Consider the following 23597-nt stretch of genomic DNA (forward strand, 5'->3'; position numbering starts at 1 on the left):
ATAGTTTTAGCTCAAACTTTGTGGGCTGAGAAAGGAATATAGGATCCATATGAAACGAAAGAAAGAACACTCCCGTGCAACGCATGTTGCCGGTGACAGCAGAAAAAGAAGATTACACCAATTATTCAAAGTGTGTGCGGTTTTGTTACTGCCTACGCTTTATTTATTTTACAGTCTGAGCGGCTTGTATCTTATGGATGTGGAAATATCAAAATTGAAAGAACAGATCGTCTGGTGTCTGCTGCATCCGCTGAAAGTTTATAATGACAAAAGCCTCAGTATGGTTCTGGTGGGAGGTTTGCTGTGGATGATCTGCAGTTTTCAGGCATACAGTAAAAGTGACCATAACCGTATGCCCGGCAATGAGTTTGGTTCTGCCAAATGGGGCGAAGTGCGGGCATTCAATGAAAAGTATGCCGCAAGGACAGAAGAAACAAAGTCCGGTCTGTCTCCGGAAAATAAAGTGTTATCGCAAAATGTGCGTTTCCGCTACGACTCGGATACCCTTCGCAATAATAACATTGTGGTTGTCGGTGGCAGTGGTGCCGGTAAGACAGCATTCTTTCTGACACCCAATCTAATGTCGTTACACGACTGCAACATCTATACGGATCCGAAGGGAAGCCTTGCGGAGGAGCTGGGAGCATGGCTGGCGAAACAGAAGGATACCAGAGTATATACACTGAACTTGTGTGAAATGGAGAAAAGCATGCATTTCAATCCGTTTCCGTATATCCGCAGTAAGAGCGATATCACGAAGCTGGTGACGAATCTGATCCAGAATACAAACTCAGCAAATATCAAAAATTCTTCTCAGGATCCTTTCTGGGAGCGCGCCGAACGAATGTTCTTAGAAAGCCTTTTTCTATATGTATGGATGGAGTGTCCGAAGGGGGTATATAACCCAAAAAGAGGAAAGGCAGAACTTCTACAGAGAAACTGGAAATCCATTCTTTATCTGTTAGATGAGGCACAGTTCGTGGATGAAGATACGCCGCCAAAGTTAGATGAACGCATGAAAGAACTGGCGAAGAAAAAGCCGGATCATCCGGCCGTAAAAGCATACCAGCGTTATAGAGGCGGTCCGGATGAAACGATCCGTTCCGTCATTATGACAGTCAATGCCCGGATGCAGCCTTTTGATAATGAGGAACTTTTGGAAATCTTTTCATCCAATGACATCCCACTGGACGAGTTTGGAACGGGAATGGATGGAGACGGGAAAACAAAGTGCAACCTTTTTATCATCATTCCGGATGATGACGATACCTTTAACTTTGTACCGGGGATGGTATATACGCTGCTTTTTCAAGAACTGTACCGGCAGGCGAGATTCTTTGGTGGAAAACTGCCGATGGATGTGGGATTCTGGCTGGATGAAATGGCGAATATCAAGATGCCGAATAACTTTGACAAGATCCTTGCCACTTGCAGAAGCCGTGGTGTGTACTGTGTGCCAATCTTACAGTCCCTGGCACAGCTAAAAACGCTTTTTGTGGACGGAGCATGGGAAGGCATTGTCGGAAACTGCGACACTTTTATATATCTGGGCGGTAATGAAGCAAGCACCTATGAATATGTCTCAAAGCTACTTGGAAAATGGACGATCGACAAACGAACCAGTGGAGAAAGCAAAGGAACCAGCGGTTCTTACAGTGAGAATTACGATGTGCTTGGCAGGGAGCTGATGTTAGAGTATGAGCTTCGCCTGTTGCCGGATGATGAATGTATTATTTTTGTGCGTGGGGAAAATCCAATCCGGGATAAGAAATGGTTCCCGTGGGAACATGAAGTATATCTGGAAGCAAGAAAATGTGGTGCTTTTGTCCCGGCGGTCCAGAAAGAAAAGCAGAAACAGCAGATGGAAGAATGTGACTTTATCGGGGAAGGGTCATTGGAATATCTCAAAAAGCAGCAATCGAAAAATGAAAACATCCGGCTGTATGAACTGGACGCCTTTTCCTTTATGATGATGGATCTGGATGCGATGGAGAAGAAGATTCATTCCACACCAAAAGATGTCAAAGGAGCAGAAGTGGAAAAGATGATCACTGCCGGCATGATCCAGTCTGCGGTAAGTCATGAAATGAAACGGGAAGCGGAAGAACGAAAAGCATGGTTTATCGAAAACTTTGATAAGCTCACACTTCTTGATATCTATGCTTCCGAGTGGATGAGCGAGACGAGAAGAAAAGTAATCCGCGAACTGCTGCAGGCAGGAGCAGAGGAAGAGGTGATCAAGTCCATCATTCGTCCGGAGATTGAGGAAGGACAGGTGCTGCAGAAGAAAAAGATGTGGCTGGAGATGAAGGGAAAGGGGAATTGATAGTTGAGATATTACTAGATGTTTCCTGTAATTTTAATGAATAAGATAGCTGAAACAGAGTATTAGTAGTAGAAAAAATGTGATATAATGTTCCTAAAAATAGGAGGTACGCTATGAACAGATTATTTAAATACGCAATGTTTTTCACTGCATTTATACCGCTATGGATAACAATTCTTTTCTTAGATATCATGAGTATTACGGATGAAACAAATAATTATATAGGATCTGAAGTCGTTGGTATAGGTTGTATTGCTATTGGATTATTTCTATCAGCAATAATTATTTTTTGTTCGATGAGAGGAGTACGGAGTCAAAATTATACAAAATATAAGATATTGTCTGCAGAACAGGAAAAAGGGATAACATCAGAGTTTTTGTTATCCTACATTCTTCCGTTATTTGCATTTGATTTTACAAGATGGGTTAGTGTGTTTGAATTTTTAATTTATTTTGTGATTTTGGCATTCCTATGTGTTCGGAATAATAATGTTTATGCTAATTTATTGTTTGAGATAAAAAGATATAAATTTTATACTTGTGAAATGCAATGGGTGGCAGAGCCAGATACAACTCCGATTTCAATGATGGTGATTAGTAAAAAACCATTAACTGCCCATAAAGGTAATACAATCGAAGTTGCGGCACTTAACAAACCGTTCTATTTAAGTAAATGAAATTGGGGAGGATGAGGGAACTTCACAAACGCCATTATCAAACATGTTATTTTTGGTTTTGTCACAAATTGCAAGTGTAAAGTTCCTTGCATTCTTTGAATCACTTAAATCAAATTTATCTGTAGCAGGATTAACAGGAATATGAAGGCGATTCTTTAAGATGTCTTTGTATTCCTGTTCCTTTAGCTTTTCTACTATTTCGGGATTGTATGTTATAAATTTTTTTGGATTCTGACCAGAAGAAGCAAATAGCTTATATGAAGAAATATCATCAACAATATCGGCTGCTTCAAGATCCTGAAGGCGTTCTTGACATACAATCTTATGAGAATATTCAATGTTAAAAATGCTTTCAAAATTGTTGTTTATCGAATAGAGCGTATTATCTACAATTAGTATGCTAAAAGATTTTCCAAATTGAACCAGAGGTTCTGTTGTTTCTGTAATCGTATTATTTCTAGCTGATAAAATTGGAACCCTCTTTTTGAATGTTAGAACTGGATTTTTACGAGACAATAAGTAAAGATTTTTATTATTGCCGTCAGTATCTTCATAATTTCCAACAAAAGCAAAGGCATTCGCTGAAATGTCTTTTAAATCAACATTGTCATCACTATTGTTAATATGTTCAATTAATGATGGCCAGCTTAATTGCATAAGCTCGCTAGTGATATCAAGTTTTTCGGTTGTGTTTTTAGGATTTTGGGCAGTGTAGTTTAAAATGTTATTTTGTTTTTTTACAATAGTTAAGAATGTATCACACATTGAGCTAACGATGTCGTTTAGTAATTGAGCGGATGCAAAAGGAATGTTGTAACATACATATTCATTAGGATTTTTTGTGTGATTGTATTCTATTAGATGAAAATCCCAATGAGTTATCTGTTTTGCAGTTATAATTGCAGATTCGATTTTGTTAAACGACATATGCTACCTCCTGTATATTGTATATCTTTGAATTTATTATACCATATATAGAATAATTGTAAATGCTTTTTATAGGAAGATAGCATAAATTTATCGTTTAAAAAATGAAAAAAACATCCGGCTGTATGAACTGGACGCCTTTTCCTTTATGATGATTGATCTGGATGCGATGGAGAAGAAGATTCATTCCACCCCAAAAGATGGCAAAGGAGCAGAAGCGGAAAAGACGATCACTGCCGGCATGATTCAGTCAGCAGTAAATCATGAAATGAAACGGGATGCGGAAGAACGAAAAGCATGGTTTGTCGAAAACTTTGATAAACTCGCACTGCTTGATATCTATGCTTCCGAGTGGACGAGCGAGACAAGAAGAAAAGCGATCCGCGAACTGCTGCAGGCGGGAGCAGAGGAAGATGTGATCAAGAACATCATCCGTCCGGAGATTGAGGAAGGACAGGTGCTGCAGAAGAAGGGGATGGGGCTGGAGATGCAGCAATGTAGTTGTCCTTAAAGGAGTCGAAATTGCAGAAAATATGTGTGCGTGGTATTCTTGTTTGAAAAAGGAGAATATCATGAAGAATCAACAGGAACTAATAGATGAATATTTGTATTATTGTTTAAAACAAAGAAAGTTGGACGAGAAAACAGTTCGTGCATATCGAATTGATTTAAGACAATTTTCTGAATTTTGTGTTCAAAAGAAATTGGTAACTGAAAAAGCAATAATTCGTCAATACATTTTGCATCTACACGAATCATACAAACAAAAGACAGTAAAACGTAAAGTTGCTAGTATAAAAGCATTTTATTCTTATTTAGAAGATGAAGAAATCATAGATGATAGCCCTTTGAGAAAGATTCGGACAGAATTTCGGGAAGAAAAAATTTTACCACGCTCGATTCCGTATTCTATCTTGCAGTCATTATTAAGTAGTATGTACTCCAAAAAAAGCATAGAGAGTACTATATATGAAAGAAAATTGCTAAATCGTGACATAGCGGTGGTTGAAACGCTATTTTCTACAGGAATAAGAATATCGGAATTGTGTAATTTGATGCAAAAAAATATTGACATTGAACAGGGGATATTTTGCATAAAAGGAAAAGGTGGGAAGGAACGCTATCTGCAGATAGGAACGGAAGAAGTGTTAGTGCAGTTGAAAGAATACAAGAGGTATTGGGAAAAGGAATTGGATGCGAGCAAATTTTTCTTTCTTAATCGCTATGGGGAACGATATTCTGAGCAGTCAGCACGCCGAATGATCCAACGCTACACTCAAGAAGCAATGATTGAAATGCATATTACGCCACATATGTTTCGTCATGCGTTTGCTACATTACTCTTGGAAGAAGAGGTTGACATACGCTTTATTCAGAAAATGTTGGGGCATGCGTCAATCATGACAACTCAGATTTATGCTGAAGTTGCATCAAAAAAACAGATGGAGATTTTGAAGATGAAACATCCTAGAAATCGAATGGAAATTTTTGAGAAAAATGTTGAAATGGGGGATACAGGAGTGGTATAATGAAATGGTACTGATAATAGAATATTATCGTACATTTTAGGAAACACGACGAGACGATAATACATGATTATTGGTTGATAAATGCAATTAAGGTGATGCGAAATGATAAATTGGAATTTTAGAGAAAAAATAATATACCATGAAGAGGAGATAATACAAGACTCGAGGAAATTTGAAATTTTAGTTGAAGCATATTTGAAAGATCAGTACCCTTTAGAAAATTGGAAATTAACCAAGGCAACACGAGATGGAAATAAAGATCTTGAAAGTGTTTGTGAATTTAGTGGAACCTCTATGTGGGCAGAAGTTAAATATACAATACATACCGACAAAAATATATCATCTAGAAAATATGATTCTACATTAGTGTCTTCTATTTTTGAAAAAAATTTAATTAAAATTTTTTTTATATCTAATACTTCTATGGGAAGTAATTTGATAGATCGCATTAAAAAGTTTTACTACATATCAACAATCAAAAAAATTGCATTTGTAGATGGTTACGCCTTAGCGTATTGGGTAAAAAGGAATTCTGGTATAGAAGAAAAATTTTTCCAATCCCCCTTAAACTATTCAATTTCGAAAAAACCGCGTGTTCGTCTTAGAAGTGTTTTACTATTGTGTAAAAGCGATTCATATACAATAGATTGTGTTTTGGATGAGGCGGAGGTATATCCATTATATTTATCAAAAAATTATGTTTTGGAGGGAGAATTTGTTGCACATGGTTTTCATGATATTCCTCTTTCGCTCTATTGTAATGGTAAATTATTGTATAATGAAACGGTAGCACCAGAAATAACAACTTTTTCTCTTAACTTAAGTGAATTAGATGAAACTTTTAATATCAACACAGAATATTCTCTGGATTTGTATTACATATTGAACAATAAAAGGATTGATTGTGGAAATTACAAATTACGGTTTTCTTTTACAGGAAAATACTTTACAAACCAGATTCAGTGTTATCAACAAATAAAAAATGGTATTAAGGCATCATACAAAAAAATTTATAATATATATGGTCCACACGGAACTGGAAAGAGTTGGTTACTTAGAAATATTAAAAACGATCAATTAAAAAAAATTACAGATCAGCAAAAAATTATATATATAAATTTTAATGGACAGATGAGCGATGTTGCAGATATTTGTAGATTGATTTTTACATTAGCTTTTAATTTTTATGATTTGAGTATTAGTGCGGATGCTATAAATTGCTATTGTCATGAAAAAAACATTGCAAATTCTTTTTATAATCATAAGAATATTGAATGTTTGATTCATGCATTACACAATGAAGATTATTCAACAATTCAAAATATCTTGGTGGGTTCCATTTTTTCAAGAACTGAGAGAATATTTGAAACACAAAGCAGTTTTGCGTATGAACGGATTTATTTCATTGATCATATTAATTTATTAAACGAGACTAATTATTACATATTTGAGGCAATAGTAAAAGCCTTTGATCCTTTACAAAATGTTGTATTTGTTTTAACAGGCAGAAAAGAGATTAGCTATCCAAATGTAGAAAATATAGTTTTGGGTTATATTGGAAATAATGAAATTATAGATTCAATAAATGAAGATATTGCGGTTGCTATTGATAATTTGAACGAAATTGTTCCCACTAAACACTATCTGAAGTATCCAGGATTGTTACAATTATTTATTAAGGAAATTGTTAATTTCAAAAGTTTGGGAGAGATAAAACAATTTTATATTAACAATTTTCTTCATGATGCCGTACAATATGAGAAAGGTTTTTTTCCTTTTGATAATATTATGTTATTGCTTATTTGCATAATGAAGGAGGGCATACCTTTTGAGCTTTTGCAAAAAATGAACTTTGACCAATTAAAAAAATTGCTTAATAAAGAGGTTGTAGTACAGAAGAAAGGCTATGTTTACCCTAATTTTGAAAGATGGAACAAAGATATCCCATCAAAAATTATTGATAAATATAAAAAATCAGTGGTTTTACACTTTCAAAAGTTCATGGTACAAGATTCTACGCGAAAAGAATTTTATCAATGTTCATTAATGCAATATTATCCTCAATATTATAATGAATATTTTGATTCAATTTTTAATTTTATCCGTGAAGAATTCAAAAAAAATAAATATAGTAAAGTTGTTTTTTTGTGTGAGTCTCTTATAAAAAGAACTGCATATTATACGGGAAACCATAAAAAATTGGACACTATAAAATATTTTTTGGCTTTTAGTTACATGCATTGTGATGCGAGCAAGAGGGCACAAGAACTTTTTGGTGAAATTACTCAAAATTATCAAATGAAATTGAAAGATAATTTATATTTTGAGGCAGAATCACAAGTTATTGATGCCAAATACTGGAACTTTACGGATTTCAAGGTACTCCCTAAATATATAAATACATTTCGAAAAAATTGGAAGGACTCTGAAAATAATATTTTACCATTAAAAACTCGACCATATTTGACAGCAACAAATCGCATGATGGTAACTTATCTTGCGTTGGATAATATAAAACTTGCGAATAGATGGCTGAAAAAAAATATTCGTCTAGCCAAGGAATTTAACGCTAAAGAGCATTTAGGATACACATATATGGATTATGCAAAAGGCATTTATCATTTAAATCTTGAATCTGCTTTAAAATATCTAGAACTTGCAGATGTATGTTTTGAATTGCCGTCCGAATACAGAAGACACTTAGATTGTCAATGTGAAATTCAATATGTTAAGTTACTCCTTGGAAGGGGAAACATTAGCCAATTGCTGTTGGCTCAAGAGGCACTATTTGAAAATCAATACTGGATTCAGTACTATAAATGTCATTTAAAACTTGCTGTTATCTACATTTTAAAAGGAAAAAGAAAAGAAGCACTGCAGCATCTATTGGAAGCAGAAGCTGCTACTACTATGAAAAATAGCGAGCGCATCAAATATTTATGTAGCATGATAGGTACCTTTTTGTATAAAGAGCCATTACCATATACAAATTCGGCACTAGACGGGACTTCTTATCAGAAAATAATTGAAAACATGCATCTAAACTTCAAACAAACTAGTGCTACGGTTTACAATATCAAAAAAGACTCCCCTTTATATAACTTAGATCCAAGGGTATGGTAAAGTTCATTTTTTAGCACAGATGTGGGTATATAACATTGCCATGAAGGTCTAAAATTATATCGTGTGTCATGAGGGTTCTTCTATAATTGAAGATGCGATAGTTGTTAATGATATCTTTAAAACTGTCTACTGTAAAGAGCATATTGGTTTTACTTTGTAAGAAGGAAGCAGGGACTGAATCTTCTAATGATATTGAGTCCTTTACCATAGATTTTTCAATATTGTATTGTCCAATAAATTTGAATGGGAGTTCTTTAAGAATAATTGACCATATATTTTCTCTTATAGAACTTCCATTTACCAATAAATATTGATATTTGTAATCGTCTTCTTGTAACTGCATACAATATATATCCGATATATCCATTTTTATTTTGTCTCCCCAGCAATGCCAAAAATAGCCTGTCTGATATGATTCATCCCGAAATCTGCGATTCCGCCCAGAACCCTTTACATGGTAGGCTTTTGCTTTGGGAAAATACATACATTTATAACCTTTATTATGTATTTTTAAGGAATATTCTAGGCCTTCCCATGCATTGTAAAATAACTCATTAAAACCATTTTCTGCCATAAAAAGGCTACGTCTGGTTATATAAAAACCTGATCCTAACGCTTGTCGTTCTGCGATTTTATTTACTATAGGCGAGTGCTGATTTAGACCATCAAATGCATGAGTGGTTTTGTAAAAACTGAATATATGACCAGCACTTTGAACAAGATTAGTTTGAGGATACAAGATTAAACCTTGTGTAACTCCCACTTCTGGTGAAGCATCCATATAACTAACCATTTGATACAATGAGTCATTAACTGGAAATGTATCGGAATTTAAAAAAATAAGATATGGCGACGAAGACAAAAAAGCACCAATATTGTTGGCCTTAGAATAACCAATATTTTCATTGTTATAGATAATGGATATATTATAATGCATTTTTTCAAGTTCATGTAAATATTGAATTGTATGTCTATCTGTTTCACCATCGACCACACAAAATATATCCATGTCTTGATTTATAATATTGAATAAATTGGAAAAAAAATTCTCTGTTAATGCATATTCATTACTTAATGTGACAATTATACTAGCTTTATACATAGACGTTCGCTCCTTAATTGCATTTATCAACCAATAATCATGTATTATCGTCTCGTCGTGTTTCCTAAAATGTCCGATAATATTCTATTATCAGTACCAAATGTGAATAGTCTTGTGCAGAAGAATTCGACACACAGAAATCCTATAATTTTCAGAAAATTATCCAATAATGAAAATTTTAAATTGCATCGTTTCCTTGATTTAAGAAGTAAATGTTTGTATAGTTCGATAAATCATATGATTTCATATGTAACATATGGGTTGAATGCCAGGTTGATTCAAAAGTATACTAAATATGGTTACATATCGAGCAATACAAGGGGGGAGAGATTCCGGTGCTATATAAGTATCGAAAACCGGATGCAAAAGATCTGTATCGGGTACAAGGATATGTGGATGCTTTGCTGGAAAAGCAAGTCAGGAAAATGATTGGAAGGAAGATGAAAGAAATGTTATGAGAAAAACCTAATAATTATGAAAAAAAATCATATCTTTCTAGCAATATTGTTCTATCTGCGGTATACTAGATGAGAAAAAAGAACGACGCTATAGGAAGCAGATACAGGAACGTATGTGTTGATTCCGTTAATGTATTTATGTTCTTTTGCTTTATGGAAATAATTGATTTGCCACAATAAAAAATATTGATTTTTTAGATAACAGGTGGGAGGATGTGCATGGACTTAAAATTAAGAGTAGCAATTTGTGATGATGAGAAATATTTTCGAGAAGAAATTAAAAGGTTAGTCGAACAATATCTTAAAGAAAAGAAGATTATATTTTGTATTGATCTTTTTACAAGTGGTTTGGAATTTTGCAGCGATGATAATAACCTGCAACAATATGACATTATATTTCTCGACATTGGAATGAAAGAAATGAATGGGATGGAAACAGCGTATGCGATACGGGAGAAAAATCAGAATGTGGACATTGTTTTTATTACTATTATGATGGATTATGCACTTGAAGGGTATCACGTGGATGCAGTACGCTACATATTAAAGGATGATCTGGAAAGCTTGCTGCCGGAATGTATGGATACGATTCTTCAGAAAAAACAGGAAAAGGAAATGGAATTTCCGTTTGTAGGGGGAAAGAGGAAAGTTCTGTTAAAAGAGATTCTTTTTATTGAGAGTAAATCACATCAATTATGGTTTGAGAGAACCAGAGAAAATTTATATATGTATGGTCAGATTAACGACCTGGAGTTGATTTTATCGAATTATGATTTTGTAAGGACGCATCAAAGCTTTTTAGTGAATCTTGTACATATAGAGAAAATAAATAACTATTTGCTATACTTGTCAAACGGTGCTGAAATTCCCGTGACAAAACAAAGATACGCAAAAGTGAAAGAGCAGTATTTAAGTTACAAAGAAAAAATGTAGTTAAACACGAGGTATAAAATATTATGGTAGAAGAATTTTTCAAAAGTATCAGTATTGTATTTTATGAAGCACTCTGTTGTGGAATCTTCCTGAATATGTTTTTGGAACAAAGATATCCGGCCAGATGGTTGAAATCATTATCCGTTTTTTTGCTGACAGGAGTGTTTTTGTTTTGGGCATTAATTACTCAGACGGGTGGACATTATGTTTTTCGCAGTATAGGGATTATTATAAGCATTGCACTGTTTGCTGTGATATTTTATACAGGGAAATGGCTGCTCAAGATATTTCTTAGTTTTATTTTTTATGCGATTTTATTCTGTGTTGATTATTTAGGATTAATATTGGTTGATTTATTGCTGGATTCTGCTGATTTATCAAACAGTGTAATTCAAGTGATTCTAGTCCTTTTGTGTAAGACGGTTTTGTTTGTGATTGTACTGATACTGGATTATTTTTGGAAAAGAGAAAAAGAGCTGGATGTAAAGAAATCAGAATGGATTTTAATGATTAGTTTTCCAATGATGACTGTAGTAATCATGCTTGTTATGTTGCTGTCTTTTCAACAGAAGAACAATTCTTTTGGATACTTGACGGTTTCTTTTGGAATGGTAAGCATCAATCTTGTCATGTTTGTGTTATTAAAATACATATCGGCAAGAGAAAAACAATATAATCAAATGAAGATATTACAGGAGAGAAATAAAGAAAAAATGCAGGCATATTATGAATTTAGTGAGGATTATGCGCAGAAAAAACGGATGGTGCATGATTATAACAATCAGATTCATTGCATTCAGGGACTATTGAGGCAAAACAAGTACCGGGAGGCAGAGGAATATGCAGATAAATTGACAGAAATACTAATAGATGGTCGGGAAGTCATAGATGTTAATAATACAGTATTAAATGTTGTACTAAATCAAAAATATCGTCTCGCAAAAAGTAAGGATATTGCTCTGTATTTTCAGGTAAATGATTTATCCGGATTATGGATGAAGGAGCAGGATGTGGTTATTTTGTTGTCGAATTTATTGGATAATGCGATTGAGGCTTGTGAGAAATTAGATTGTAATAAGGTGATACGGCTAAAACTTGTAAAGGAAAAACAACAAATGGTACTTTCTGTCCAGAATCCAGTGGCGGTTCCCGTAGAAATTAAAAACAATGATATCCAAACGGGTAAAGGGGATAAGAAAAATCATGGGATTGGTTTGAAGAATATTCGAATGGTTTTAGATAAGTATGGTGGAATTGGGAGAATCAGATGCGATAAGGGATGGTTTTATTATACGGCAGTAATTCCCCAAACGGAAGAAATATAAATATCTGTTTACAAAAACAAGGCTGCAGAGCCTTGTTTTTTTCTTGCAAAAAAAGTAAATATGAAAAATCACAGTCAAATTTGGTTACTTTTAGTCGAATCTTGCTACTACTGTTGAATTTAAGTAGGAAATTATGGTATATGAAAGACGAGGAGAACCTGGCTATGATAGTTAAATTTGTAAAATATCTTATTGACAAAGATGTTTTGGATAAACAATACGAAGAAGATTCTATATATGGGCTGACAATTATGCTGGAAAAGATAGTAGCATATGTTGTTTTGTTTTGTATTGCCTTTATAGTAAGAAAACCAATAGATGGAATCATCTTTACTGTTTCCTTTATGGCTGTAAGGCAGACTACAGGTGGTTTTCATGCAAAAAGTTTTTTGGGATGTCTGACAGGATCAGTATTAACATTATTAATGGCATTAGAAATAATTGCTCCGTTAATAGAAAAGTATGAAATGGTAAAAGGGATTATATTTATTCTGTCAACAGTTTGTATATGGTGTTTTGCTCCCGTGAATCATCCGAATCTGGCTTTGTCAAAATGCGAACAACAGGAGTATAAAATGTGGAGCAGAAAGGTATTGGGGATGGAATTTGGAGTAATTGTAATTGCGTATTTGTTACATATGCGATGGCAACAGTACATGATGCTTGCAATTGTGTTTTGTGCTGTTTTCATATTGATAGCAAAAATAGTAAGGCAGGAGGTGAAGTGTGATGAAAAGTAAAAAAGAAAATCGTTTACTCAACTTGGCGGGAAAACTGGCAAAGGCTGAAGCTGCCAGAGCAAAGTCCGGCTGGCCGCCAGCATGTGCAGGAATTTTGCATCAGCCGAAACGTCCGACGAAAAAGTAATGCAACATGGGAAGTGACGAAACTAAAATCTGCCCATTGAATCATAGCATTGCTTAGCATGGAACAATGGGCAGAGAAGAAAATATATCAATTCGATTGATTTTATCTATAGATATAAATTGGTGTTATATTTGGAGCAATCGCAGAACATATGAGGGAGGTTTTTCATGAAGAAAACAGGAAAAGAAGGAATCCAAAAGGGCATTATCAGTGGTACATTAGCTGTGGTATTGGTACTCACTGCTGTCGTGGGAGTGGATTTTTCCACTAGGAAAGATGCAAAAGCAGGAACAGGTATGAATACGGGAACATCCCGGGCAGCCGTTACGGAAGAACTGACTGCCAAGCGGAGCAAATTTGTCAAACAGTTTGCCTTGTCTGATGGCAGTTTTATCGCTGCCATTTATTCCATGCCCATCCATTACAAAAAGAACGGAAGATGGAAAGAAATCAACACCACTCTGGTGAAATCAGGAAAAACTAAATATAAAACAAAAGCGACGGATTTATCCATCAAAGTCTCGAAAAAAGCAAATAAAAAATCCGTTGTATCTCTGAAGCGGGGAAAAACCAGCTTATCCATCGCCTTAAAAAGAAAAAAACTCAAACAATCCAAAGCAAAGATCAGTAATCCAAAGAAAACGACATACACTGATGTTCTGAACCAGAACACAGTAACATACAAAAAAGTCCTGAAGAATACTAACGTCTCCTATGACATTTTTCCGGAAAAAGTGCAGGAGATTGTTTCCATCAATAAAAAACAGAAAAATAAATCTCTTTCCTTCAAATTGAATACAAAGCTGAAAGTAAAGGTGAAGGGCAAAAAGGTTTATTTCAAGACCCAAAAGGGTAAAACCAAATTTACCCGGATGAGCACCAAGATTACCGATGCCAATGGAGTATCGACAACCAACGTAAAACTTTCCTATAACAAAAAGACAAAAACATTGAAAGTAACACCAAATAAAAAGTGGTGGAACAGCAAAAAGAGAAAATTCCCGGTAGAAATCCGGACAACATACATAACAAACAAGCACAGCAGAGATGTAAAAGTGGGAGCTGCCTATGCCGGCGCACCAAACAGCAACTTCGGTTACGACAAATCTTTGCTCCTGCAGGCAAATAAATGTGTGGCATTTACCAAGATGTCCACGCTTTCCGAACTAAAAAATGAAGATGTGCAGATTCGGGATGCGGCATTACATATCAAGAATGAAAAGACATTAAAATTAGGGGCTGGAAAGACCTTTGACATCGGTGTCCACAAAGTGACACAGAACTGGAACGTCAACAAACTGACTTATAACAACCGACCGGCGTATGAAGCGGGTGCCGCAGCAACTGTGGGAATACAGAAGGCAGGGAAATACCAGTGCGATGTGACTGATATTGTAAAGGCATGGTATGCGGGAGAAGCCAATTACGGTGTGGCACTGGTGGCAGATAATTCTAACCGTTCTTACCAGGCAAAAATAGACCGGAATCCATACTTCACTGTGCATTATGAGGTGGTGGGATTTGAAGGCGCTGTGGAGCTAAAAGAATCTGTTCCTGTTACCCGGTCTGTGATTACAGCAGGACAGGAGAATTACTATTACTTTGACACCAAGCCGGGCATTGCATATGACATTTACGCCGATTCCTCCATTGACACACAGGCAACCATGTACGACACAGCTAAAAATCAGGTTGCCTATGACGACAATTCCGGATTGGATAACAACTTCCTCTTTACCGGAGCCTATAACGGACGGAAATATCTGAAAGTCAGCGTCAAAAACAAAGGAACCGGGGATTACACCCTTACCCTGAAAAAGCGTTTTGCAATTCCGGAACCAACGGGAATCAAAGGACAGGATAAGTATACCATCACCTGGAATGCGGTAGAGAACGCCAAAGAATATCTCGTCTGCGTTTACGATGGAGGAAAGAAAATCAGTGAGGTGGTTGTGACAGGTACTTCCTATGATTATGTTTATACCAATGAAACGGCGGGAAAGACGCTGGGATTTACTGTTGCTGCGAGGGAAAATGCTTCCCTGACAGGAGAAACATCCCGGATGATTTATAATACGGACAGCCAGTCTGAATGGGTATATACTACACCAATGCAGGAAACAAGAAAAAATGGTTCAGCGGCTACGCTGGATAGAAAGATCTATGTGCTTGGCGGGGAAAATGCTTCCGGTTCTCTGAATACCTTTGCGGTTTATGATACAGAAAGAAAGACATGGGAAAGTCTGCCGGCATACCCAGGCACAGAAAGCGGTATCTGTAAAGCAGCCATGTTTGCATACAATAACGAAATCTATGTCATCGGCGGACAGACAGATACGGGAGTGACGGCAAAACTTCTCAAATCTGTGTATGCTTATAACATAGAGACCAGACAGTGGCAGAAAAAGGCGGACTTGGCAGAGGGCAGAACTAATCTGGCAACAGCGCTCAGCAAGGATAAGGTTTACACATGGACAAAGGCAGGTACCACGGATAAAGCAGAAATTTATGACATCAAAACCGATATCTGGGAGACGGCAGTTCTGCCGGATACCAGTGCGGTCATTGCTGCAGCAAGTGTGGATAACCGTGTGTTTGTGTTAAAAGAGGACGGAGAGAAGATGTTCTGGCAGGAGTATCTCCCGGAGGACAATCTCTTTGAGGACGCCGGAACCGTGTGTCCGTTTGCTGCTTCGGATATCTATGGTACTCCTGTAGTAATCAGCGGAAAAATCTATATGGCAAAAACAGAGGAGACAAAGGAAGTTCTGGTGTATGATGCTTACTCTGATGAGTGGAACAGAATTTCTGATATGAACCTGACAAAGAAGGATTCCATGCTGGCCGCTTCAGGTAACGACATTTACAGCATTGGCGGAGAAATGGCAGGCTTTGGTGTTCTGGATACGGTAGAGCAGTATACGGTAAAAGTACAGACCACCACAAAACAGATGGCAGTGAATGAGGGAGAATCCTATGAATTACAGGTAACTGCTGGGAACTTAAAAAAGGGACAGGCAAAGATTGTCACGGTAAACGTCAACCCGGAGGAAATGGAAATCCAGAACGCATCCTCTTTTGAAACAGAGGACGATCTGAAAGAAGGGGCAGACGGCGTTACCTTATTAAAATATCAGCCGAAAAAAGGCGTAATCGTGCTGAAACTGACCGGAAGTCTGGAGCGGGGAGAATCGTATGAGACTTACCAGTCTATCCCAGTGGAAGCAAAGATAACCGGGAAAACAACAGTAGAGATTACCTTGACAGAAGAAAAGTAATAATGCGGGGATTCGTTCGTTATGAAAAACATAATGGGCGAGTCCTGTTTGTCGTGCAGGGAAAATATAGAATCCGGAATGGGGGAGTTATCATTGAGGAAACCAAAAAGAAAAGAAATCGGGATTGCAGCAGCCGTAGTGCTTGTCATGTGTTTGCTTGCGGGAACCAGCATAATCATAAGGAATCATCAAAATCAAAAGAAACTGGAAGAAAAGAAAGAGGAAGTCTATCAATCCCTTTCGGCGACGGACCGTGAAACCGCTGATCTGTATGCGGAACTTTATGAAACGGATCGGGAAGAGGTCGCAAAGATACAGGCGGAAACAAAGGACTGGGAGAAGACCGGTAGGAAATTGGAACAGGATTTTTTCACCATCCCGGAAAATACCAAGTACCAGATGGAACAGGAAGGTTACAGTCTGGATGATCTGGAACAGGCAGAGAAACTGTCCGTAAAAACCGGACGAAAAGCCATCGAGTTAGCAAAGGAAAAGGGAAAAACATCCGAAAACAGGCAATGGTTTGATGTGGTGAAGGATAGTGAGATTCTCAGCACGGAAGAACAGTTGGGATTGTCAAAGGAGCAGATACAGCAGTTAAAAGACAAATCCCTCAGTAAAGAGGAACGGATAGAAGTGGCGGTTCTGTTATTGAATGAGACTTATAGCTTTGGGGAAGTGCTGAAAGAACTGGATGCGGGGAAAACAGTGGAAGAATTAGAAAAATAAAATTCTGATTGATAGCTGATAGAGTAAGAAAGGAGTTTGAAATCTATGAGAAGATTAGGAAAGATGTTGTTTGGAGCAATAACCGTTGCTGTGATAGGTGGAACCGGTTTGTGCGCAAACAGTAGTATATGCCGGGCGGCAGGAGAAAACCTCACTGTTGGGGAGGTGTACAATACTGCATTGGAGGCATCCTATGGCGATACCTTCCGCGGTGTATATGAAAACTATCTTGCCGGCTCTCCGCTGGAAGCAGAGAAAGCCGATGGTGTAGACACAGCCACCGGGCATCTGATGCTTTCCCGGAATGACCTGTCACTGGAGGGGACAGGCGGCATGGATTTTGAACTCAACCGCTACTATGACAGCAATGAAGCCAATCTTGGTCATGCTACGGTAGAGTATTTAGACGAAATTTCTCTGGATACGGTATGGGTACATTATAAGGCAGAAGATGGAAGTGATCATAAAATAGTGGTAAATACTGCCTTGTTGGAAAAACACAAAAATGCATTGAAAAACCTTCTGGTTACCTACACTAAAGGAGAAGTGCGGAGAGATGAGGAAGTTTCTGAGGATACCCAGCGCACAAAGATTGTCAGCAACGAAGGACACAATGTCTATGGTCTGGCAAGCGGCTGGCGGTATGATTTTCCCTGGATAGAAACCGTCACACTGAAAGAGGAGGAAGGCTGGGGCAAAGAAGCCAAATACCTGCATTACGGAAGTGCGGGAGTGATGAATATCGAGACAGAAAAAGACAATGACAACAGTTGTTATCGTATCAGGGGGTTGAAGGGTTATAATTACGATGATATTAAACTGGAAGATTGGAATAAGACGGTAGACGGTATCGCCTGCAAGTACCTTCTTCGTGACAAAACGGGACTCCGTACCTATTTTAACGAAAATGGAGTGGTTGTGTTACAGAAAGATGCCCATGACAACAAGATTATTTATACATACACCGACGAAATTTACTTTAGTAAAATCACAGATTCTGTCGGGCGGGAGATTGCATTTCATTATCAAGAGGATGATGGGGAAAAGACGCTGGCATCAGTCACTGTCCAGGGGAAAACTGTCGAGGGAGGCGTGTCCCGGGAAACCATTACTTATGAAACGGAGGAGAAATCCTATACACCCCTGCATGGTGACCGGCTGCATGGTGTAATCCTTGTTGGTGCAACAGTGGACGGCAGTAAGGAAAAATACAGTTACAAGACTGTGGAGCGGCTGGTCAACACTTCCGGCGCCGGAGTAGCGTCACAGCGAGTTTCCACTAACCAGAGTTATCTGCTGACCAAAGTAACCGCAGACGGAAGCGAACAGCACTATGAATACCGTGCCTGCTCCCTGCGGGGAGAAAAGAAATCCGGAACCGACCAGAAACGAGACGTGGTAACGGAGCAGTTCTATGTCACCAGGGAGTATGAGAAGGATACGAAAACCGGAAAAAAATCAAACGGAATCAAATATGATTATTTCCAGAAGCAGGGGAACAGTCTGATTTCCTTTGCTGATTTTCAGGAATCACAGGATGAGGTTTGGCAGTATGGCAACAGCGGATTAAAGACGGTAACCGTAGTCAGTACTTTCAATCCCAACAAATATAAAACCAACGGAAAGTATTACGATTATAAGTATAAGAAATCAAAAATTAATTCGGAAAATCTTCATCTGAAAAGCAGCACAAAGAAAAATGTCAGTGTTTGTATCTACAATGAAAACAAGCTACTGGTTGACCAGGTGGATTATGGACCAGAAAAAGTGGAAAGCAGCTACACATATGACAGGGATGGGAATGGTTCTCTCGTTACATTAGAAACCAGCAAATGTTATGGTAAAAAGGGGAGTGGAAAAGTCACTTCAAAGCAGGGGTATACCTACGACAAATACCGGAATCTCCTGACAGAAAAATCGCCTAAGGCATACCTTGCGAAAAATAAGGGAAAAGAATATCTGCACACAGTAACATATGCTTACTACAATACGGATACTGGCTATCCGGCAGAGGACAAGCCTTTCTGTTTGTGTACTCTGATAAGGCAGGAATTCTATGATTCTGTAAAGACAAAAATCAAATTGGAAAGCAAGATAACTTCTAATGGCATTGACTATAGTAGCATCTCCGAGCAGAGAAGTGTTAATGGCACTGCCTATAAAACGATATCAAAAACAGATTTCCAATACGATGCGCAGGGAAATGAAACTCAGGGAAAAGTTTTTCCAACCTATGGCAGTGACGGGGAAAAGGAAATCATCCAGAATAATTATACATATAATGTGCTGGGACAGCAGACTAAAAAGAATGTTACGCTGAATTCTGAAAAAAATCCAGCGTCAAACCGAACATACACGGAAGAAGAGACAGTATACGATTCTTTTGGAAATTGCCTGTCTACCACAGACAAGGATGGTCTTGTCACAAAAACCTCCTACGACCCAGAAACTGGAGACAAAAAAGAAACTATAGAGGCAGTGGGGACGGAGTATGAATCCAAAGACAAGGGATATGTATCCACGGATGCCTTGAAAACCATGATGCTGGATGAGTATGGTCGCACCTCTATTGACATACAGGATGCTTTTGGCAATACAATCATCAGCAAGGATGAAGCATCCGGTACATGGACAGAAAGTGTTTATGAATATGGAACGGAAACTGGGGGACAGGAAGACGCCCCGGACTTAGAGCAGGAAGAAAATGATCGCTTGCTGGAGGAACGGACGTATACATTCCAGCCCGATGAAAAGAAATTTATTGTCAATGAAGACGGCAAAACGATTCCTAATTTTTATATTACGGGCAGAGGAAACAAAGTCCTAAGTGGCAGTAAATATTTTTATGATGACCTAGGTGAACAGATAGGCAGTGCCAGTTTCAGCAATGGGGAACTTGATGCAAAACACTGTACTTCATGGAACTTTACTAAAGAGGACACAGAAGTCATTGGTGAGGAGGATGTCGCCCAGACGATTACTACCAGTTACAGCAAGGAACTAAATCCATCAGCATATCAGTCGGAGGTGGATACGGACAATTATTATGACCAGTTTAATGATGACGTGCTGAGCGAGAGTATTACAAAAACTGTGGCAGACGCAGAAGGAAACATCCTGTCCGAGACAAGAACAACCATCCGGGGAAAAAACCGTTCCGAGGTTGTTTCAACATATGAGACAGACAATTTTGGAAGAAATGTCAAGGAAAACATAGTTACGAAAAAACAGCAGGATGGTAAATGGCTTCCAATCTACGAGACACAGACTCTGTTTACTTATGATGATAACGGAAATATCAGCCGGACAGAGACAAAGAGCCGGAAAGAGGGTGAGGCAGATTGGCAGACACAGATTGTAAAAACAGACTATGACGACCAGGGAAATGTCACAAGGGAATATACTCCAAGGGGTGCGAAAGAAGGAGTTTCCTCAAACTATACTTATGATATTCTTGGCCAGATGATAAAGGCAGAATATCCATTGGAAAAGGAAGATGGAAACATCCATTACCAGACCACCATTACAGAGTATGATACCGCAGGAAATGTTATAGCACAGAATAACAAAATAGACGCTGACAGGACAGCAAGAACCGAGTATAGTTATGACAAACGGGGCAGTCTTGTTATGGTAAAAAACTGTATGGAAGATGGAAAAGCACAATATGTCCAGTATGTTTATGATATCATGGGAAACAAAGTGCGCCAGTTTGCCGGCATGACCAGCCCTTTAACCATATCCGTTTCCGAAATATCCGATAAAAACGGAGAAGCTTCTGGTAGCGGGACAGAAGCAGGAAATGCAGCGAAAGGAAGTGAATCCGGAGAAACGAGAGAGGAAGCAGATACCTTTTCCTATGCAGGAAAAAGTTACCGCCTTACTGTCAATGGAAAGAAAAAGACGGACACTATTGCCGAGACAAAGTATGAGTATAATGAGAAAAATGAACTGGTGGCACTTATTGACCCGGAGGGGAGAAAAGAGAGTTATTCTTATGATGAAAACAGCAATCTCACAAAAACCGTAGATAAAAATGGCAATACTCTGAAAAACACCTACGACTATCAAAACCGCCTGACGGAGATGGTGGCAAAAGAGAAGAAGACAGGGAAAGAAACCGCTCACACTTATACTTACAATGCCTATGGGGATGTGGAAACCCGGGATGATACCAGATTTAGCTATGGTGATGTGTCTGGGCAGGTTACTAGAGAGACAACAAAACTTACCAAGAATAAGGACATTGTCAAAAGTTATGCCTACGACAGTGCCGACAATAAGTCTGCCTTTGACGTGACTATAGGCGGGGAAAATAAACTTTCTCTCCGCTATGCTTATGATGGGGAATCCAAACTGGCTTCCGTTACCGATGATAAAGGTAATCAGATAGTGGGATATGCCTATGACGACAATGGTAACCTGTCAGAGAGGAAAGTGTCGGGAAATAACCTGACCGCCACTTACACCTGCGATTACCAGAACCGCCTGACAGGAATGAAGAACCAGACGGGCAGTGCCGGGGTGGTATCTGAGTACAGCTTGGAATACTTAGAAAACGGGCAGAAGTCCAAGGAAGTTTTTTCGGTTCTTGACAAAGATGGAAAGAAGCGAAGCAGCACAGCCGCCTATACCTATGATTTGCTGGGGCGTATCAGGAAAGAGACCAGAACCGAAAGCGAAGACATCACCTATTCTTACGACAGTAATAACAACCGTAAGGAAATGAAGGTGGGAAATAAGATCACTGCTTACCGTTATAATAAAAATGACGAACTGCTCTGCACAGACACCTTAAATACGAATACGGAGGAGGATTCCGTTGTTATCTATAAAAATGATAAGAACGGAAACCAGCTTGCCACGGTCAACCGTTATGAAATCCCAAGCGACAAGAAAGACAGCACGTATATTGATATCGACTTAACGTTGGGAGATAATCGTCTTAATGAAAATGTAGTCAATCATTACAATGCGCTAAATCAGTTGACACAGACGCTTACGAAAAATTATAAGGTAAACTATACTTACGATGCCGAGGGACTGCGTACTAGCAAGACTGTGAATGGAGAAAAAACAGTTTTTGTCTGGGACGGGGATCAACTGGTAATGGAACTCTCTGACAGCGGCAAGGTGCAGAAGCGGTATATCTGTGGAAATGACCTTGTATATGCGGATCAGGGAGAAGGAACAGAGAAGCAGTATTATGTCAAAAATCCTCATGGCGATGTGGTACAGTTGACGGATGAAAGTGGCAAAGTCATCAAGACCTATGAGTATGATTCCTTCGGGAATGAAGTGAACCCGGATAGAAAGGATGAGAATCCTTTCCGCTATTGTGGTGAATACTACGATAAGGAGACGGATGCCATTTATCTCCGAGCCAGGTATTACCAGCCATACTTGGGAAGATTTCTAACAAGGGATACCTATACAGGTGATGAGGAAGATTCTCTGAGTTTACACTTGTATACTTACTGCGGAAATGATGGGGTAAATAGGGTAGATCCGAGTGGGAATATTTGGGAGACTATATTTGATATAGTGAGTCTGGGAGATAGTATTTACTCAATGTGTACAAATCCGTCATGGGAAAATGCGGGATATTTACTATGGGATGCAGCCTCTCTTATTCCGGGAGTACCGGGTTCTTATGTAGCGAAAGTACCTGCGAAAACAGCTAAAGTTGCGAAGACTGCAGCTAAAGTAAGCAAAGTGGGAAAAGGTACAAGGGCAGCTTCAAAGTCATTAAGAACAGCAAGCAAGGCGAAACGAGCAAAAGTTCTTTATAAGAATAAAAAATATATCAACAAGGCAAAAAAACTAAAAGTAAAGAAGATTGCCCATATAAAAAGGGCAACTGAAAAAATAACCAAAAAGGGAATAAAAAAAGCTATACCAAGCAAGGTTGTAAATGCATTAAGAAACTATAAATCCAAGTTTTGGAGAGTTTCTAATCAGACATTATTATTGGATAAAAAGGGAATGAAACATATTTTGGAGAGGCATCATCCTTTATATTGGAATGGCACAGTAAAAGCGACGCAATCTTTTTTGGATAAAAAAATGACAGTAAAAGATATACAGGATGTTGTGGGAAAAATAATTGCACAAAATAGAAATAAGGTTATCACTAAGGGAACTAATTCATTATATCAAATTAGTGGAGTTGTGGATGGGAAAAAATATGTAGTTGGCATAAGCAAAGGAAGAATAGGGCAATTTTATCCTAAATAATATCTGGTTTATAATGTATAAAACAGTAGAAAGGACGGGCTTAGTATTATTCATTCCGCTGGATGATGGTAAATTCCGATTAATAA

The 23597-nt window shown here is 38.0% G+C and carries 15 protein-coding genes; 13 read left to right on the forward strand and 2 right to left on the reverse strand.

Features of this window, described 5'->3' with window-relative positions:
• Nucleotides 1–49: 49 nt before the first annotated feature.
• Both DW019_RS08115 and DW019_RS08120 read left to right on the forward strand, forming a co-directional pair.
• Nucleotides 50–2326, forward strand: coding sequence for a VirD4-like conjugal transfer protein, CD1115 family (locus DW019_RS08115; protein ID WP_118443061.1), 2277 nt, complete (start codon nt 50–52; stop codon nt 2324–2326).
• A 113-nt stretch (nt 2327–2439) separates the two neighbouring features.
• Complete coding sequence (locus DW019_RS08120) at nt 2440–3003, forward strand: hypothetical protein (RefSeq protein WP_118443062.1); 564 nt, start codon at nt 2440–2442, stop codon at nt 3001–3003.
• Here DW019_RS08120 and DW019_RS08125 read toward each other — a convergent pair.
• A complete protein-coding gene (locus DW019_RS08125; RefSeq protein ID WP_118443063.1) occupies nt 2992–3930 on the reverse strand; it encodes a DUF4868 domain-containing protein in 939 nt (312 codons plus the stop codon). The genes DW019_RS08120 and DW019_RS08125 overlap by 12 nt on opposite strands.
• Before the next feature lie 148 nt (nt 3931–4078).
• Between DW019_RS08125 and DW019_RS08130 the strand changes: the two genes are divergently transcribed.
• The 3 genes from DW019_RS08130 (at nt 4079) to DW019_RS08140 (ending at nt 8582) form a co-directional block, all read left to right on the forward strand.
• The gene (locus DW019_RS08130; protein WP_118443064.1) at nt 4079–4441 is read left to right on the forward strand and encodes a hypothetical protein; all 363 of its coding nucleotides are present in this window, start codon (nt 4079–4081) and stop codon (nt 4439–4441) included.
• Between the two features lie 61 nt (nt 4442–4502).
• Nucleotides 4503–5459, forward strand: a complete 957-nt coding sequence (locus tag DW019_RS08135) for a tyrosine-type recombinase/integrase (protein ID WP_118443065.1) — start codon at nt 4503–4505, stop codon at nt 5457–5459.
• 102 nt (nt 5460–5561) lie between these two features.
• Nucleotides 5562–8582, forward strand: coding sequence for a hypothetical protein (locus DW019_RS08140; protein WP_118443066.1), 3021 nt, complete (start codon nt 5562–5564; stop codon nt 8580–8582).
• A 10-nt stretch (nt 8583–8592) separates the two neighbouring features.
• Here DW019_RS08140 and DW019_RS08145 read toward each other — a convergent pair whose 3' ends face one another.
• A complete protein-coding gene (locus DW019_RS08145; RefSeq protein ID WP_118443067.1) occupies nt 8593–9684 on the reverse strand; it encodes a glycosyltransferase family 2 protein in 1092 nt (363 codons plus the stop codon).
• Between the two features lie 335 nt (nt 9685–10019).
• Between DW019_RS08145 and DW019_RS15655 the strand changes: the two genes are divergently transcribed.
• The 8 genes from DW019_RS15655 to DW019_RS08180 all read left to right on the forward strand — a co-directional run bounded on the left by DW019_RS15655 (nt 10020) and on the right by DW019_RS08180 (nt 23511).
• Complete coding sequence (locus tag DW019_RS15655) at nt 10020–10142, forward strand: hypothetical protein (RefSeq protein WP_279217643.1); 123 nt, start codon at nt 10020–10022, stop codon at nt 10140–10142.
• 219 nt (nt 10143–10361) lie between these two features.
• Complete coding sequence (locus DW019_RS08150) at nt 10362–11075, forward strand: LytTR family DNA-binding domain-containing protein (protein ID WP_182431071.1); 714 nt, start codon at nt 10362–10364, stop codon at nt 11073–11075.
• A 23-nt stretch (nt 11076–11098) separates the two neighbouring features.
• Nucleotides 11099–12400, forward strand: a complete 1302-nt coding sequence (locus DW019_RS08155) for a GHKL domain-containing protein (RefSeq protein ID WP_118443069.1) — start codon at nt 11099–11101, stop codon at nt 12398–12400.
• A gap of 140 nt (nt 12401–12540) precedes the next feature.
• Nucleotides 12541–13140 carry an accessory gene regulator B family protein gene (locus tag DW019_RS08160; RefSeq protein ID WP_182431072.1) on the forward strand — a complete coding sequence of 200 codons (600 nt, stop codon included), beginning with the start codon at nt 12541–12543 and terminating at the stop codon, nt 13138–13140.
• On the forward strand, nt 13130–13267 hold the full coding sequence (locus DW019_RS08165) for a cyclic lactone autoinducer peptide (protein ID WP_118443071.1): 138 nt from the start codon (nt 13130–13132) through the stop codon (nt 13265–13267). Before DW019_RS08160 ends, DW019_RS08165 begins: the two co-directional genes overlap by 11 nt.
• Before the next feature lie 167 nt (nt 13268–13434).
• Complete coding sequence (locus tag DW019_RS08170) at nt 13435–16545, forward strand: DNRLRE domain-containing protein (RefSeq protein WP_118443072.1); 3111 nt, start codon at nt 13435–13437, stop codon at nt 16543–16545.
• Between the two features lie 21 nt (nt 16546–16566).
• On the forward strand, nt 16567–17274 hold the full coding sequence (locus tag DW019_RS08175) for a hypothetical protein (RefSeq protein WP_118443073.1): 708 nt from the start codon (nt 16567–16569) through the stop codon (nt 17272–17274).
• A 45-nt stretch (nt 17275–17319) separates the two neighbouring features.
• Entirely contained in the window at nt 17320–23511 is a 6192-nt protein-coding gene (locus tag DW019_RS08180) for an RHS repeat-associated core domain-containing protein (RefSeq protein WP_118443074.1), read from the forward strand.
• Nucleotides 23512–23597 lie beyond the last annotated feature (86 nt).

Source organism: Clostridium sp. AF37-5, assembly GCF_003477605.1.
Classification (GTDB): domain Bacteria; phylum Bacillota; class Clostridia; order Lachnospirales; family Lachnospiraceae; genus Eubacterium_F.